Here is a 14,505-nt window from a genome sequence, read left to right as displayed (position 1 = left end):
GTCGAGCATGACGCCGATCGCCATTCTCATTTCGTGGGGGCATCAGGCGGGGGCTGACAACAGAAAACGCGCGGAACCGTGTCTTTCACGTCACCGATCAATTTCGGCATCATGCACTCTGCCGGTCCACACGCACATCGGATACCGCCTCTTTGCGAAAGTCCGCGCTACCCATGGGCACACATTCCCCGCCCGAGCTCCGCAGCCGCTGGCGAGCGTCGGCGCGAGAGCGGCTATCGCCCCCAGGACGAGGGCGATACGCCGGAGGGGTGAATGTAATGGTGTGGACGCACGAGGCCCCTCCGAATGCATGAACGGCAATCAAGCGCGGGAGCGCTTGGCCGGGCCATGTTGCGGCTGTGATTGCCAGCGCCTCGGGAGGGGTCGGGCGGATCGGGTCAGGCGGGGGAGGTCGTCGTGGCTGCGGGCTCTGCGTCGCCCTTGGCCTCTTCGTTTTTGCGCCGCGTGGCGGCGGCCTTCTCGGCGTATTGCGAGCGGTACTTCATCGTCTTTTCGAAGCTCGCGAGGATACCGGGTTTGTTCTCGAGCTTGGCCGTATCGAGGGCGTTCTTGGCGACACGGATGATCTGCCCCTCGCGCAGGTCCTCATAATAGACCTCGCTCTCGTTCAGGATCTCGACCAGCTTGGCCGCGGCGGGCTTCAGCGCGCGGATATGCGTGAGAACCTCGGTGGTCTGCACGATCTGATCGTAGGTGTTGGGGTGGATGCCGGCTGCGTCGCCGTGGCTGGGAATGGCGGAGGCGAGCTCCACGAGCACCTCCAGGAGCCCCGGCTTTTCGCGCTTGTATCCCTGCAGGTCGCCGCCCTTGATGTCCACGAGCTTGTCCTTGATCGGCTGCGCATCGATCAGGGCGGGTCCGGTGTATTTGACTACGGTATCGTCGTTCATGGTGGGTTCTCCCTACCTAGGCTGGCTCCGTTTTGGAGATGGGCGTGAGACTGGACGGTTCGGTTTTCGATGTAACGTGTCAGCGACGGAAACGTGCACGGCGACAGGTCGATCGGGCAGGCGACAGGTCTCGGTAGGGGGAAGGAGACGCGTCGATCGACGAGGGGTCGATGTCGAAGCGGAAAGGAGAGGGATCGGTCCGGGAAGGAGAGATGTCGATCGTCGGGGGGAGGTGGCGCCTGTGCCGGGAGGGGGCGTGTGGTTCCGGGGAGGATGGGTATCGGTCGGAAAAGGGGTGCGTGGGGTCGCCGAATCGGGAGATGTCGGCGGCGGGGGGAGAGGGAGCGCTCGGGGGAAGGAGAGCTCGAGGGCGCGGTGGGCGTGGTGTCGGGGGGCGGAGGAGACGCGTCGGTTCTGGGAGGGGAGATCGCGGTGGTGGAAGGGCTGTGTCAATGGCAACCGAAGGAGCTGAGCGCGCGGAGGGCGTTGGACACGGCTGACAAATTTTTTCTGTCACCTCTTCCGCCCTGCGGCCAATAGTAGACATGGGCAACCGACCGAAGGACAAACCAGGGGACCGTCCTGGGTTCCTCGCCCGGCTCGTCGAGCTGCGTGCGGACGTAGAGCGCTTCCTCGCGGGGGAGCGCCGGAAGCGGGCGAACAACAACGACGGCGTCGAGGACAAGTCGCAGGACGTCCTCACGACGGCCGTCGAGAGCCGCGACAACTACGATCCCGAGGCCGGCGATCTCCGGGCCTGGACGCTGGGGATCGCCGCGAACGTCTCTCGCGACCGTGACCGCGCCAAGCGACGCTACGACGCGCGTTTTTCGCCGGACGACGGCGAGGCCGAATCCACGCCCGCCCCGGCCGCCTCCCCCGAGCGCATCGCCCACTGGCGCGACGTCCAGCGCAAGGTCGCGAAGGCCATGGCACAGTTGCCCCCCGAGTTCTTCGAGGTGCTCCTGCTCGTCGGCATCGAGGGGAGGTCGCACCAAGAGGTCGCCGCGGAGCTCGGGATCTCGGAGGCCTTGGCGAAGAAGCGGCTCGAGCGCGCCCGGACCTTCCTCCTCAAAAAAAGCGGTCTCTCGCGCGATGACCTCCGCAACTTCATGCCCTTTCTGTGGCTGGTCGGGGAAGACCACGCGCTCCGCCTCGAACGGTTCCGCAAGCTCTTTGGCTACGTTCACCCAACAGGGAACGCGCTTGGCGTGATCATCGGTCTGCTCCTCCTCGCGCCGGGGCCGGAGCGCCCCGTCGCGCGTACCGGGCTCCGGTATCGCGCGCCGATCGTGGCCGCGGTGCAAGAGATGCCGCAGCCCACGCCGCCGGCAGTTCCCCCTGAACCCGTGCTCGGCTCTGCCGTCAAGCCCGCGAAAGAGCCATCGGTCGGCCGTGGTCCTCGCACGCCGACCGTGACCCGCCCTCCGTTCGTGGTGGACCTCTCGGGCATGTCGTTCCTTCCGAAGGGCAACCGGTAAGCGACCCTCGGCGGTTTGTCTGGTCCATCTTGACAGGTTTGTCCCGGGTCGGGTACGCTCACCCGCATGGTACGGTCTGGTATCGTCATTGCCGCCATTCTCACGCTTGGGGCGCCTGCGCTCGCAGAGGAAGCGCCCCGGCCCGTGGTCGACGATGCCGTGCAGGCGGCACGGTTTGCGGCGCTCGTCGCAAAGGCGGACCGGGAGCGCGCAGCGGGGAGACTGCCCGAAGCCGCGATGGCGTACGCCGAAGCCTTCAAGATCAAGGAAGAGCCCATCGTAGGCGGGCGCCTCGGGGCTCTGCTCGTCGAGCTGCGCAACCCCATCCAGGCCGCGGATCTGCTGCTCGACGCGATCGAGCGTGGACAGGATGTTTCATCCGACGAACGACACGCCTGGCTTTCGGCGTATGACGTCGCGCGCTCGCAGGTTTGCCGCGTCGAGGTGACCGTATCCGAGCCGCATTCCCGCGTCACGCTGGATGGTTTGCCCAAGAATCGCGAGGGCCATACGGGGTTCATTCTTTTTGTGCCGCCCGGGGAGCACGAGCTGCGGGCGACGCTCAAGGGATTCGAGGACGCGGTCATCGATTTCAAGGCGATCAAGGGCGGGACGTTGCGTTACACGCTGGCTCTGCGTGCGCTACCCTCGTTCGCGCCGATCGATCCGCCGGAGCGGCTTCTTCGGCGGCGTCAGCTCGATCCAGCGACGAATGTCGAGGAGCCGCCCGACGACGAGCTGCCGAAGCGGGATCCGATCCGTGGTGGTGTAACCGACGAGAAGAAGAGCGGGATCGGCGGCACGATCAGCGCGGGGCCAGTCATGGTGTTTGGCGTGGCCACGTGGGCGCCCGCAGTGGGGGCGGTGCTCGGCGGTAGTTTGAGGCCAAACGAGGTCGTGTCCCTCGGCATCGAGGGGCGCGCGGCGTGGCTCACGTCGGGTGTGGAGGGCAGGCCGATCGACGCCATGACGGCCGGGGGGCTCGTGAGCGCGTGCGCTCACTACCGGTGGTTCTTTGGCTGCGTGCTCGGGCATGTGGGTGTCATCAACATCAACGGCTCTCCGGAAGGCTACAAGCCTTTAAGCGTGACCGCCGTGAAGCCTGGCGGTGGTGGGCGCGTCGGCGCGAAGGTTCAGATCACCCGATCCTTTTCGATTCAAGCCGCGGCCGATGTTCTGGGGTTGTCAAGCGGTATCAAAATTGCGGTTGGTCCAACGATCATCGCCGAGCAACCGCCGATCATGTTGGGCGTGCAGCTCGGTGGTGGATGGGAATTCTAATGAATGTCAAAGTAGCGGGGATCCTCCTGTTCGTAGGGGCTTGCTCGGCGCCAGATACTTTTGTCCCTCTGGAGTGCAATCCCGACTCGTTCTTTCCTACCGAGGAATGCCTCGCGCAGATGCGCGCCGATGCCGGACCGGACGCAGCGCCGGAAGCAGGGGCGCCGGGCCCGGGGCCGCAGTCCATGGGCACCTGCATGGAGGCTTGCGTGCCCGTGCCGAGCGGCGGCGCGGGCTACTGGAGCGAGGTTCCGGTCTCGGTCAGGTTCGACAAACCGGAGGCGCTCCCGAAGTTCTGCCCGAGCAACGTGCCGAACGAGAAGTTTCGCCTCTTCGACGAGCTCATCGCGCCCCCGGCCGAGTGCGAGGCGTGCGCGTGCGAGCCCTCGGAGGGGACGTGTGAAGGCGGGCCGCCGCAGACGATCGAGATCCGCGCTGGAACGTGTGCAGAGGGCGTAGCCGCATCGCTACCGTTCAGCGGGCCCGCGGGATGGGACGGGTCGTGCACGAGCGCGAACGCGCTCCCGGCCGGTGCATCGTGCGGCGGTGAGTTCTGCGCGCAGTCCGTGCGGGCCTCGGCGCTCCCTGGTCCAACGAGTGAGTCCTGCGCACCGAAGAGCGTCGCGCCCTCGTTCACCACGAAGAGAGAGTGGAAGCTCGGCGCGCTCGCGTGCATGGCGAACACGAACGACGACACGTGCGGTGAAAGCGCGATCAAGAGGTACTGCGTGGCCGATCCCGGCCCCGATTATCTCTCCTGCGTGCACGGCCAGGGCGTGCTGGAGCCGTGCCCGGACAACTACAACCACGAGCGTCACGAGATGTACCCCGAGGAGCCGATCGATGATCGCGGCTGCGAGGCGTGTGAGTGCGGGGCGCCCGTGGGGAGCGCGTGCATGGGATCGCTTCGGCTCTACGACGATGGGGCGTGTTCATCGGAGTTCGAGAACGCCAGCCTGGCGTCGACCGGGGAGAAGTGCACCGACATCCTGCCCCCCGGGCGCGCCATCGGAGCCAAGGCGGTCACCGGCGCGAAGTACGTTCACGGCACGTGCGCGAGCTCCGGCGGGGTGCCGAAGGGATCCGCGTCGCCGAACAAGAGCAGCGCGATCACGTTCTGCTGCCGCAGGTCGCACTGGATCGTCGAGTAGGTCGCGACGGATACGATCGCGAACTTTGCCGAGAGGCTCCTACGCCTCCCCGACCGTGAGGGCGAGCCCGGTGGCATCGCGCTTGGCGAGAACCTCGGCGAGGTTCCACGTCCGGATCGGAACGTCGCACGGACGGAGCATGTAGAAGACCGCGACCGCTCCTCCGATCTGGTAGGCAACAAGCTCCACGCCTGGAAAGACGGTCCACACCAGGCGCAGCGAGGTAGCGTCGAGGCGAAAGTCCACGCCCGCGAAGGTAGCTCAACAGGTTTGTCCTGGGAAGGGCGTCGAGGTCGAAAGCTGGCGTGCGCGGCCCGGAGATGTTTGCCCGGGGGCAACGAAGGTCGAGCGCGCCTGCGGCCGTCGGTCGGACAGGAGTCTCGATCGAGTAGGTCGCCGGGTCTCGCCAGAAAAATCTCGCGCTTCGCTGTCACCGCGATCGGCGTGCGGCCAATATCCATGTGAGGGGCGATGGAACCTCGACGCTCGCAGCGAGCCTGCATGCGCTTTTGTGCAGGCGGGCTCGCTGGGGGCGTCTGGGCATAAAACGACCCCCAGCCTCACCCTTCCCGGGCCGGTTTCGGCTTGGGACGCCTGCTCGCGCGCCTGGTCAGGAAAGGCACCCGCGATCGGCCCGGGAGGGGGAGGTTTTTCCGTTGCTCGTCGCTCGGGGACGGGGCGCGGGCGCGCGCCTGACTGCGTCATGGTAATGGCCAGGTCTGCGTGAAAGCGGAATGGTGCGCGCACGCCTCGTCCTCGGGCGATGAGCCTTCATTCGGAAGGAGATCGCGTCATGCTCGCCCAGCAAGACCGACCTACGCCCGTTCCGACGGGGGATGACGAGGACGACGCAACGCTTGTTTGGCAGGAGTCGCCGATCGTGGACGGCGGCGCCGGGATGGCTGCACTGGCGAGCACGCCGACTGGCGCCGTCGTCCACGATCGGCAGACGCTTACCAAGCCCCTCGTGGCCGTTCGCGATACGATCGTCGGGGCTCCGGCGCTGCCGCTCTGGTTGCGGTTGAAGGCTGGATGGGCGTCGTTCTGGAATGCTGTGGCGGACGCCTTTTTCGGTGGGACGCGCGTGTCCGAACGGCTCCCGCCCGTTCCTCCGCCGCGTTCGCGGGAGGTGACGGGCGTCTCGTTCGGAAACATCGCAGATCACGAGCACGGCGAGTTTCTGCTTCTCGAAGTCGTGCTCGCGGCACCGTTGTATCAGAGGGCGGCGATCGAGGTGGCTCGCGAGGCGTTGGCTGCCCGGCGTGAGGGGGAAGCCGCCTATACGAACTTCGTCACCCATCTGGCGCTCTCACGGCTGCGTCCTGACAAGGACGGCCGGGTTTCTGTTGCTCGGTTGCGCGAGAAGCTCCCGCACCTTCCGTACGAGCGCATGATCCTCCCGGCGCTCGTCCGTCTCGAAGAGCAGGGCGTCGTGATGCTGGTGCAGGCTAGAACGGGGGACCCGATGGCGGAGATTCTCCGCGAGGGCGTTACCCACGTCGAGCTGCGGGTTCCCGTGTGAGTCGCCTCGTGAGGTTCCGAGGGATCGCCTTCGGCTATCGGGTCGAGCTGCGAGGGCGAGCGATTGGAACGCTCCGGCGCGTCCGAAAGGAAGACGGACTGTGCTGCTGGGCATGCGAACCGCTGGAAGGCGCGCCGGACCCGGAAGGACCCGAGCGGCTGTGCGATGCGGCGCGCGTCTTGATCACCATGGCCAAAGGCGCCGTCCGATGAGTAGGCCCGCGGGCCTCGACGTAAGCGTGTTCACCTGACCCGCGTCGGCACAGCCGGGCGGAGTATGGTAGTATGAGCGCCATGCAAGGTGATCGTAGGTTCATTCGCGGGATCTCCTTCGCTATGCTCGTGGCAGCACTGATCCCGTCTGATTACGTGGTTGCGCAGACACAGGAAACAAAAGAACGAAATGAAGAGCGAGCCGGCTGGCTGCTGGGTGTAATGAAGTATTTGCAGGACAAGGCGATCGAAAGCGCGGTCCAGAAACAAATTAGCAGCTTTGAGCCCGTCATCCGAAAGGATCTCTTCGAGAAAGATAATCAGGGCGTCCTTGTTGATGTGCGAATATTTGTCAATGCCGAAGGCTCGAAGGTACTGAACAGCGTTTCATATTTGGGGGCAGGCAAAGATATTGATAGCGTACTCATTAATGCGCTCTGGACGCCGCAACTAAAGGCGGCCAGTCCAGACGGCTTGCTGTTCGATTGGGAAAGCAGCGCGTTACTATGGTTTACTCGCGATGGCGACGCGATCAGCCGCAAGGAAGTTACAAGACCGTCGTACAAGGCTACGGTGGAACGCGCGCTCGATCCGCTGGGTGGTGACTGGGAGTCGTTTGAACCAGACGATCGATTTCGGATCTCGTGCAAGAAGACAACCTGTGAGTGGACCGAAAAAAGAGGCAGTGCCCTAGCGACGCGCACATCGACGCTCAGCAGAGAAGGAGACGACTTCAAGCTAACTCGGGCAAACGATGAGGCGACACTTGCATTTCTGGGCTTTCAACCATCGTTGCGTGCAGAAATCTTGAAGCAATCACCTGAGTCATCTTTTATACTGCTTCGTCGTGACGGCAACAATTTGTCTGCACGATGGTTTGGCATAACCGCGAGAAAAGATGACAAGGCAAAGCTTAAGGAGCTTATCCAGCCCTCCAAAGCGAAACCCGCAAAGTACACGTTCAAGCGCGCACCATGACTGTCCCCGGCACCACGGCGCCGTCTGAGACAAGCCACGTGACGCCCTGGTCAAACTTTGTCGAAGATGCTGCGCGAGGGAGGTGGCGATATCGGAAGACTGGTGCGCTCGCGGAGCGGAACCCGCCTCAGCATCGTAAATTTCCGGCTCTTGCAGCCTTTTGCCGGAACTCGCGCCACGAACCGACGGATGCTCACGTACCGGACGTAGTTCGCCTCCGCGCGACCCCGGAGCGCCGCCCCCTCTCCACAGCCTCCTCCGTCGTCTGCGCCCGAAAGTAGTGCCGGACCAGGTACTTTGGGATCCCCCGCTTCCAGTGCTGCGGCAGCACCTTGATCCGCCCCCCGCACCCACACGCGCAGAAGCGCCCCTTCGCGTTCTCTGCATCAGCCCAGACCGTCACAGACCCCTTCGCCATTCGTGGCCGAATCCGCACCGTTCCCTCCAGAACCACCATGGGGTCAGAGGTCAACGGCTTACACAAACGGCAGCGCTACTCCACAGCCCTCGGATCGGCGCGGGAAGTGATGGCCTGCGTCCAGGTCGCCCAGGCCATGCGCTACATCGAAACGGTCCATCCCGCGGTGCTCGATCGAATGGCCCACGTCATCGCCACCCTCGCCCGCCTCGTCTACCGCCGCGCTTCGTGAACCCACAAGGCGGGCCGTCCTTCCCCAGGGCGGCCCGCCCGCATGCCCTGGATCGCCGCGCCCATTGCGATGCCCCTGGCCCCATTCCCGGCGGATCGTAGGTTCTCCCGCGACGAACCAATCTAGACTTCTACCGTCGAGTGTCCCCGTAGCCTGTGGGGCAAACAGGCGGGAGGCGCTGCTGTACGCGACGTACGGGACGTTCCGGGAGCGATTGAAAATGCTCTCACGCGCGGAACATTCGCCCCCGCTTGCGCTCCTATCGCCTCATCCCCCCTTCACCTGACCAGGAAGGTGCCCCTGTGCGTCGACTTGCTCAACTCACCCTCGCGCTCGCCCTGAGCGCATGTGCGCAGCACGCCCTCCCCCCACCCGAAACCACGTCGACCGCAAGCTCCGCCGCCGGCCCGACGAGCGCCGCCCAGGAGCCGCACGTCGCCAACGTGCTCCGCGGCCTGCGCCCGCTCGTCGAGATCGCCGGCCGGCCGCCCGTCCGCTGGACGCTCGAAGAGCGCATGGCCCACCACCACGTGCCCGGCGTCAGCATCGCCGTCATCGAGGGCGGGCGCATCGCGTGGGCCCGCGGCGCCGGCGTGAAGACGGCCGGCTCGGCCGACCCGAAGGACGCGGTCACGCCCGACACGCTCTTCCAGGCCGGGTCCATCAGCAAGCCCGTCGCCGCCACGGCGATGCTCCGCCTCGTCGAGCGCGGGACGCTCGAGCTCGACACCGACGTCAACCGCTACCTCACCACGTGGAAGGTGCCCGACAACGAGCACACCGAGAAGGAGAAGGTCACCCTCCGCCGGCTCGCCAGCCACACCGCCGGGCTCACCATGTACGGCTTCCCGGGCTACGAGCGGAACCAGCCGATCCCGACGCTCGCGCAGATCCTGAACGGGACGGCTCCGGCGAACACCGAGCCGGTGCACGTCGACGTCGTCCCGGGCTCGATCTCGCGCTACTCCAGCGGCGGGACGCTTGTGATGCAGCTCCTCATGATGGACGTCACCGGCAAGCCCTTCCCTGCCCTCATGCAGGAGCTCGTGCTCGGGCCGGCCGGGATGACCCACAGCACCTTCGAGCTGCCGCTGCCCGCCGCGCGCGCGGGCGAGGCGGCCAGCGCCCACCTCGGCGAGGGCGAGATGATCCCCGGCGGGTGGCACGTATATCCGGAGATGGCCCCGGCCGGGCTCTGGACGACGCCGAGCGATCTCGCCCGGTGGGCAATCGCGATCGCCGACGCGCGCGCCGGGCGGTCCAAGGCGCTGCTCTCGCAGGCGACGGCCGAGCAGATGCTTACGAAGGTGAAGGGCGAGTACGGGCTCGGGCCCTATATCAGCGGGAGCGGTCGCTCGCTGCAGTTCGGGCACGGCGGCTCCACCGTGGGGTTCGTCTGCCACGTCACGATGTACCCGGAGATCGGCGCGGGCGCGGTGGTGATGACGAACAACGAAGAAGGCGGGCAGTCCCTGCTCGAAGAGCTCCTGCTCGCGCTGGCCGCGGAGTACGGCTGGCCGGATAGCGCGCCGATGCGCGTGACGGCCATCGAGCTCAGCGCGGCGTCGGCGGCCGGCGTCGCGGGCAGCTATAGGCTGCAGTTCGGCCCGGGCATTCCGAGCGGCACGGCGGAGGTGACGCAAGAGGGCGGGCGCCTCATGATGCGTGCGCCGAGGCTCCCCAAGGAGGAGCTCATCCCGCAGTCGGAGACCGAGTTCGTGATGGGAACGCTCGGCTGGCGCGTGACGTTCAAGCGCGAGGCAGGCGGCAAGGCGACCGGGATGACCGTGGACGGGGGGGGGATGGTCGTCGAGGGGACGAGGAAGCCGTAGCAAGCGGACGGGGGCCTCGGGCGCAGACGGGCCCATCCGTTCCGATCACGGACGCGAGAGCGCCCGCACCACGTCCTCGATCGCGTACGTCTCCTCGCCGACCGTGAGCGCCCGTTCGTCGAGCGACCAGGGCCCCTCCAGCGGGATTCGCCCGTAGCGGCCTGTCCGGGGCTCGGTGACGACGAGCTCCCGCGCGCCGTCGCCGATGTGGCGATCGGCCGCGACCAGTTCGGCTGCGCAGACGACCCGTCCGAGGCTCGGGTGCCGGAGCTTGGTCACACCCGTGGAGACAAAAACCCAGCTCGAAGCGCCCCTGTCCGTGTCGTGGACGATCACCCCATGATCGGTCGTATACACCGAGCGCGGGCCGCAGCGCGCAACCTGCTTCAACCCATGATGATTGTGGGCATGGTAGGCGAGCAGCGCATAAGGCGAGGCCGGCGGGAGGTCCTCGGCCGGCTTTAATGAGGAAGCGAGGGGGCGATACGCGGGATTCGAGAGCACGACAACCTGGCTGGGGGGCAGCGCCGGAGGGCCGGGAGTCCAGACCGGCGTGTGCTTGCCGATCTGGGCGAAGGGCGGGCTTTCCGGACCAGGCAAGCTGAGGTGGTCGTCGAGCAATCGATGGAAGGAGCCGTCGATCGTCCCGTTGCCCGAATCCCCGAGCTGCCGCAAATGCGCGCGGCCATAAAGCAGGTCGATGACCCCCTCGACCAGGCGGGGGCGAGCGCCGATGGCCGGCGGCAGCGCCGTCAACGACAGGAAATGGCCGAATGACGAGGTCGTGTCGATCGTGGACGCCGGCCCACCGCATGGAGATTCGATCTTCAGGAGTTCTCCCCCTGAGCCGCTGCCACCTCGATACTGCGCTTCCCAGCAGTCCTCTGCGCCGTCGCCGTCGAGATCGGCCCGTCCGCTGGAAGAAGGTTGATCGGCAGCGAGTTTGCCGGAGAAGAGCGTAGCCGGGTCCGGTGAAACAGCCGGGGTCGCGCTGACAGCGGGAACCACGAGCGAACCGTGGCGGGGGGGCTCCCGACAAGCCGCGGCGCAGAGGGCCAGCGCGGGGAGAAGGGACGCTTCGAGGATCGCGGCTCGGCTCATGGGCATTCAGGACAACGAAACCAGGATTTCCACCTCACCGGGGGCGTAGCACGCTTGTCGCGCGGCGGGCAACCGTGTCCTTCCACATCGCGCGGAGCTCCGCTTTCCGCGCCTGCGCCTGCGCCATTGACGCTTGTGTCCGCTGGACCGTAGCCTCTCTTGCACATTTGCCCCCCGCGGCATCTCACCGCGGTCAGAGAGGATTCACGACATGCAAACCCCCGACGTGAATGCATCGAGCGAGGTATACGAAAAGCACACCGACCATTTCCGCGGCGCCGTGGAGGGGTGGGCCGATGCGGAGACGCTGACGGCGGCGCAGCGCGCGGCCATTGTCGAGGCGGACGCCATCGTCACGGCGGCCGCGGATGGGCTGGGGGGGCGCTGTCGTGACGGAGCGAGCCGCGCGCAGGGCCGCGACGAAGCTCCGCGCGCAGTTCGGCATTCGGGACGTCATTCTCGACCTGCGCATCATGGGCGTGAGTGATGCCCTCTTGAACGGCCCCGCCATGCGGAGCCGCGACAATCCCGTGTACAAGAACGTCTTTCAGAAGGGCACCGCCGGGGAGATCACCGAGGCGAAGCTCCGCGAGGAGCCCGCAGCGCCAAGAAGGGCGCCGGCGAGAGCGGCGGCGCGGGGAACGAGGGCTGAACGCCGAAACCTCGCTTTTGTCGCTGGTAAATTCTGCCCCGAGAACCGGATCCCGTCTTCGAGCATGCTCGAACGATGCACAGGAGCCCCCAAACCCCACCCCTCGCCCCGTCCGAACTCCGCACAGGACGAGCGCGACGCCGTTCGGAATCCGAAAACCGTCGCGCCCGACGCTGCCGGTGCCCTCACGCACGTCCGAACACCCCGCCGGGGCTCCTGTGCATCGTTCGGACATTTTCAAACGTGATTGACACCACTTCCTGTGCATCGTTCGAGCATGTCCGAACGAGGCGCCGGGAGGCCGTCGCGGGGTTTGCGCACGTCCGAAAGCTCGAACCTGCTTTCATGCCGTGATTTGCCGGCATCCAGAGCAAAATCCGACGCATGTTCCTGCTCACCGCCGCGGGGGTGGCTGGGAGGACGCGTGCTTACCGAGGGGGCTGCCGATGCGTCGTCGCGTCTTCGCCTGGTGTTTGCTGCTGATCCTCTTCATCCTGTGCGCGCCGAGCGTCGCGCGTGCGCTCACGTTCCGCGTCTGCGTCAAGCCACCGAATGTCCCGCCCGGCGTGAACCAGTGGGCCTATGACCTGGGGGCGGCGACGGTGTGGACCACCAAAAGCCACGTGGAGTTCGCGCAGAAGGCCCAGGGGCATGCCGTTTACATCTACGACCCTTACGTGGCGCCCGAGAGCGTCCGGCTTTTACCGATCCCGTACAACAAGCTGAAGTGCCCGCCGCCGCCGCGTCCGGAACCAGCGAAGGCGAAGGAGGAAAAGAAGGCGCCGCCCGAAGAGAAGAAGGAAGCGGCGCCGGCCAAGGCATCCGAGGGCTCGAAGGCTCCGCCGGTTCAAAAAGACGAGCAAGCCAACGTCATCCCATTCGGCGCGAAGAAGAGGCCGGAGCGTCCGCCAGAGAAGCCGCGGGCCTCGCCGCCTCCGCCGCAGGGTGTGCTCTCGAACGAGCCGCTTTTGCCGTCGACGTCCACCTTGCCGAAGCGGGACGAGGTGCACCCGCCGAAGTGCGTCGACGAGCAATGCACAATGGTGGATCGGGGCGGGGCGCTGCCGGAGCTTCAACATCGGCAAGGGCGACCGCTCGTGAGCGCGGTCCCGTGCGAGCAGACGAAGGACGGATGCACGGGCAAGGGGGATGGGGCCGGCAAAAACAAGGCCCTGACGCCGATCGAGCGAATGGTCCGCGAGTTGACGATCGCCTCGGCGATGCTGAACGGCGAGTTCCATCACGACCTCGCGCGCAAGGACGGCAAGCGATTCGGCATCATCGGCGGCGATAACGAGGACGGTGTCGATAGCGCCGTCGTCCAGGCCGCGGCGGCGATCACGCAGGTCGCGTCTGCGGTGCTCGTCGGGCAGGCCGAGAAGTTCGCGAAGAAGCTGGAGGAGGCGTGCGCGAAGAAGGCACCGCTCATCCTCCAGGGGGCCGAGGAGCTGTCCAAGGAGACGGCGGAGCTCTTGGCCAAACAGTACGGCGTGGACATCGCGGCCGCGCTGGAGCAGAACGGAGCTATCGGCGCGTACGAGGTGATGAGCCAGTTCACGAAGAACCTCGGCGGCTCGTACCAGGCACATCACCTCCTGGAGAAGGCGATGGCCGGCAGGTGGGGACTCACGAAAGAGTTTGACAAGATCCCCTCGGTGATCTTGACAGAGGCGAACCACAAGAAAATCACGAAGAGGCTGAAGGAGTTGACACCCAATGTCCGCGACGTGAAAGAACTCTGGAAACATTACCAGGATGCGTATGTGGACGATCCCCACTGGATCGAGGCCATCAAGCCCTTTTTCGTGAAGTAAATCGAGACACAACGAGACGAGGACATGAAAACCGAAGTTCGTGTGTTCTTCTATGGCCACCGCATTCCTGGCGGGGCCGATGCGGTGCTTTTGCCTGCCCGATGTGGACCCGACGTGGCCGAGGTGAGGGAAGGTTTCGGTCCACAAGCGGTCGACGTATGGGTCACGCTTGATGAAACCGACGAGCGCCTGCCCATTCTGCTCCGGCTTCTCGAGCAACACGGCGAGAGGCGCGTGGTCTGGAAAAGAGACCTCTTCACCGATGCCGAGCTCGATGCAGCGCCGTTGCTCCTCATCGATCCGAAACCCGAACTGGAGATATTCGGCGGCCCCCGGGTGGGCACGAGGTATGACGTCACGGATGCCTGCAAGGTCTGCGGAGCCGGCGCGCGGCAAACCTCCGCGCTGCTCGTCAATGGCGAGGAGCTGAGCGCGCTCGAAGGGCGCCGCGCCGCGTCCACGTACTACAGTGACCTCATCGTCGAGGATCGGCTGGCGGGGCAACTCGCGTCGAGCGGCATCACGGGACTCTCGTTTCGAGGCGTCTTCGCAGCGTTCGAGAACCAGGTACGTTTCCAGCTTCCCTGGCGGCAATTGTGCGCCAACAAGACTTTGCCTCCTACGTCACCCCAATCGACCGGCGTCATCCGGGACAAGCATTGCGCATGCGGACGAAGCGGAGTGACCGGTACGGCCGAGCAGCCCACCCGGCTCGTCTACCGCGCCGCGGACCTCGCCGATATGCAGGACGTCAACCTCACCTGGGAATGGTTCGGCGAGCCGAGGTTCAACGGCGACGTGAGCGACGCTCTCTTCCCGTACCCCTGGTTCCTCGTCACCCCCAAGGTCTGGCGCATCTTCCAGGGCGCTGGCGTCACCGAATTCGAATGGATCCCGATCCACGTCGTCGACGAATAGGC

General features: G+C 65.9%; 13 protein-coding genes. 10 read left to right on the top strand and 3 right to left on the bottom strand.

All coding sequences use genetic code 11. From position 1 onward, the window contains the following. Nucleotides 1–398: 398 nt before the first annotated feature. Nucleotides 399–911, bottom strand: a complete 513-nt coding sequence (locus POL67_RS39650) for a hypothetical protein (protein ID WP_271926004.1) — start codon at nucleotides 909–911, stop codon at nucleotides 399–401. Between the two features lie 545 nt (nucleotides 912–1,456). On the opposite strand from POL67_RS39650, the gene POL67_RS39645 reads away from it, so the two are divergent. From POL67_RS39645 to POL67_RS39635, 3 genes are all read left to right on the top strand, one after another. Beyond that, nucleotides 1,457–2,392, top strand: a complete 936-nt coding sequence (locus POL67_RS39645) for an RNA polymerase sigma factor (RefSeq protein WP_271926003.1) — start codon at nucleotides 1,457–1,459, stop codon at nucleotides 2,390–2,392. A 66-nt stretch (nucleotides 2,393–2,458) separates the two neighbouring features. Next, the gene (locus tag POL67_RS39640; protein ID WP_271926002.1) at nucleotides 2,459–3,673 is read left to right on the top strand and encodes a hypothetical protein; all 1,215 of its coding nucleotides are present in this window, start codon (nucleotides 2,459–2,461) and stop codon (nucleotides 3,671–3,673) included. After that, complete coding sequence (locus POL67_RS39635; protein WP_271926001.1) at nucleotides 3,673–4,824, top strand: hypothetical protein; 1,152 nt, start codon at nucleotides 3,673–3,675, stop codon at nucleotides 4,822–4,824. Before POL67_RS39640 ends, POL67_RS39635 begins: the two co-directional genes overlap by 1 nt. Nucleotides 4,825–4,863: 39 nt before the next feature. Here the strand turns inward: POL67_RS39635 and POL67_RS39630 are convergent, their stop codons facing one another. Next, nucleotides 4,864–5,070 carry a hypothetical protein gene (locus tag POL67_RS39630; RefSeq protein WP_271926000.1) on the bottom strand — a complete coding sequence of 69 codons (207 nt, stop codon included), beginning with the start codon at nucleotides 5,068–5,070 and terminating at the stop codon, nucleotides 4,864–4,866. A gap of 547 nt (nucleotides 5,071–5,617) precedes the next feature. Here POL67_RS39630 and POL67_RS39625 point away from each other — a divergent pair. The 4 genes from POL67_RS39625 to POL67_RS39610 all read left to right on the top strand — a co-directional run bounded on the left by POL67_RS39625 (nucleotide 5,618) and on the right by POL67_RS39610 (nucleotide 10,018). Continuing rightward, the gene (locus tag POL67_RS39625) at nucleotides 5,618–6,346 is read left to right on the top strand and encodes a hypothetical protein (RefSeq protein WP_271925999.1); all 729 of its coding nucleotides are present in this window, start codon (nucleotides 5,618–5,620) and stop codon (nucleotides 6,344–6,346) included. 284 nt (nucleotides 6,347–6,630) lie between these two features. Next, a complete protein-coding gene (locus POL67_RS39620) occupies nucleotides 6,631–7,536 on the top strand; it encodes a hypothetical protein (protein ID WP_271925998.1) in 906 nt (301 codons plus the stop codon). A 455-nt stretch (nucleotides 7,537–7,991) separates the two neighbouring features. Then, nucleotides 7,992–8,186 carry a hypothetical protein gene (locus tag POL67_RS39615; RefSeq protein WP_271925997.1) on the top strand — a complete coding sequence of 65 codons (195 nt, stop codon included), beginning with the start codon at nucleotides 7,992–7,994 and terminating at the stop codon, nucleotides 8,184–8,186. Nucleotides 8,187–8,488: 302 nt separating this feature from the next. Continuing rightward, complete coding sequence (locus POL67_RS39610; protein ID WP_271925996.1) at nucleotides 8,489–10,018, top strand: serine hydrolase; 1,530 nt, start codon at nucleotides 8,489–8,491, stop codon at nucleotides 10,016–10,018. A gap of 45 nt (nucleotides 10,019–10,063) precedes the next feature. Here POL67_RS39610 and POL67_RS39605 read toward each other — a convergent pair whose 3' ends face one another. Beyond that, the gene (locus tag POL67_RS39605) at nucleotides 10,064–11,119 is read right to left on the bottom strand and encodes a hypothetical protein (protein WP_271925995.1); all 1,056 of its coding nucleotides are present in this window, start codon (nucleotides 11,117–11,119) and stop codon (nucleotides 10,064–10,066) included. Nucleotides 11,120–11,330: 211 nt separating this feature from the next. On the opposite strand from POL67_RS39605, the gene POL67_RS39600 reads away from it, so the two are divergent. The 3 genes from POL67_RS39600 to POL67_RS39590 all read left to right on the top strand — a co-directional run bounded on the left by POL67_RS39600 (nucleotide 11,331) and on the right by POL67_RS39590 (nucleotide 14,503). Beyond that, nucleotides 11,331–11,606 (top strand): hypothetical protein, encoded by a 276-nt coding sequence (locus POL67_RS39600; protein WP_271925994.1) that lies wholly within the window; start codon nucleotides 11,331–11,333, stop codon nucleotides 11,604–11,606. Between the two features lie 611 nt (nucleotides 11,607–12,217). Then, nucleotides 12,218–13,585: a hypothetical protein gene (locus POL67_RS39595; RefSeq protein WP_271925993.1), complete on the top strand. Its 1,368-nt coding sequence runs from the start codon at nucleotides 12,218–12,220 to the stop codon at nucleotides 13,583–13,585. Nucleotides 13,586–13,609: 24 nt separating this feature from the next. Beyond that, nucleotides 13,610–14,503: a hypothetical protein gene (locus POL67_RS39590; RefSeq protein ID WP_271925991.1), complete on the top strand. Its 894-nt coding sequence runs from the start codon at nucleotides 13,610–13,612 to the stop codon at nucleotides 14,501–14,503. The last annotated feature ends 2 nt before the right edge of the window (nucleotides 14,504–14,505 follow it).

Source organism: Polyangium mundeleinium, assembly GCF_028369105.1.
Taxonomy (GTDB): Bacteria; Myxococcota_A; Polyangia; order Polyangiales; family Polyangiaceae; genus Polyangium; species Polyangium mundeleinium.
Note: the sequence above shows the minus strand (reverse complement) of the source record. Positions and strands in the feature narration are given on the sequence as shown.

Coding starts and splice junctions, on each gene's coding strand:
- POL67_RS39625 (WP_271925999.1), top strand. CDS start 5,618: ATGCTCGCCCAGCAAGACCGACCTACGCCCGTTCCGACGGGGGATGAC.
- POL67_RS39645 (WP_271926003.1), top strand. CDS start 1,457: ATGGGCAACCGACCGAAGGACAAACCAGGGGACCGTCCTGGGTTCCTC.
- POL67_RS39600 (WP_271925994.1), top strand. CDS start 11,331: ATGCAAACCCCCGACGTGAATGCATCGAGCGAGGTATACGAAAAGCAC.
- POL67_RS39620 (WP_271925998.1), top strand. CDS start 6,631: ATGAGCGCCATGCAAGGTGATCGTAGGTTCATTCGCGGGATCTCCTTC.
- POL67_RS39640 (WP_271926002.1), top strand. CDS start 2,459: ATGGTACGGTCTGGTATCGTCATTGCCGCCATTCTCACGCTTGGGGCG.
- POL67_RS39650 (WP_271926004.1), bottom strand. CDS start 911: ATGAACGACGATACCGTAGTCAAATACACCGGACCCGCCCTGATCGAT.
- POL67_RS39595 (WP_271925993.1), top strand. CDS start 12,218: ATGCGTCGTCGCGTCTTCGCCTGGTGTTTGCTGCTGATCCTCTTCATC.
- POL67_RS39615 (WP_271925997.1), top strand. CDS start 7,992: ATGGGGTCAGAGGTCAACGGCTTACACAAACGGCAGCGCTACTCCACA.
- POL67_RS39605 (WP_271925995.1), bottom strand. CDS start 11,119: ATGAGCCGAGCCGCGATCCTCGAAGCGTCCCTTCTCCCCGCGCTGGCC.
- POL67_RS39590 (WP_271925991.1), top strand. CDS start 13,610: ATGAAAACCGAAGTTCGTGTGTTCTTCTATGGCCACCGCATTCCTGGC.
- POL67_RS39635 (WP_271926001.1), top strand. CDS start 3,673: ATGAATGTCAAAGTAGCGGGGATCCTCCTGTTCGTAGGGGCTTGCTCG.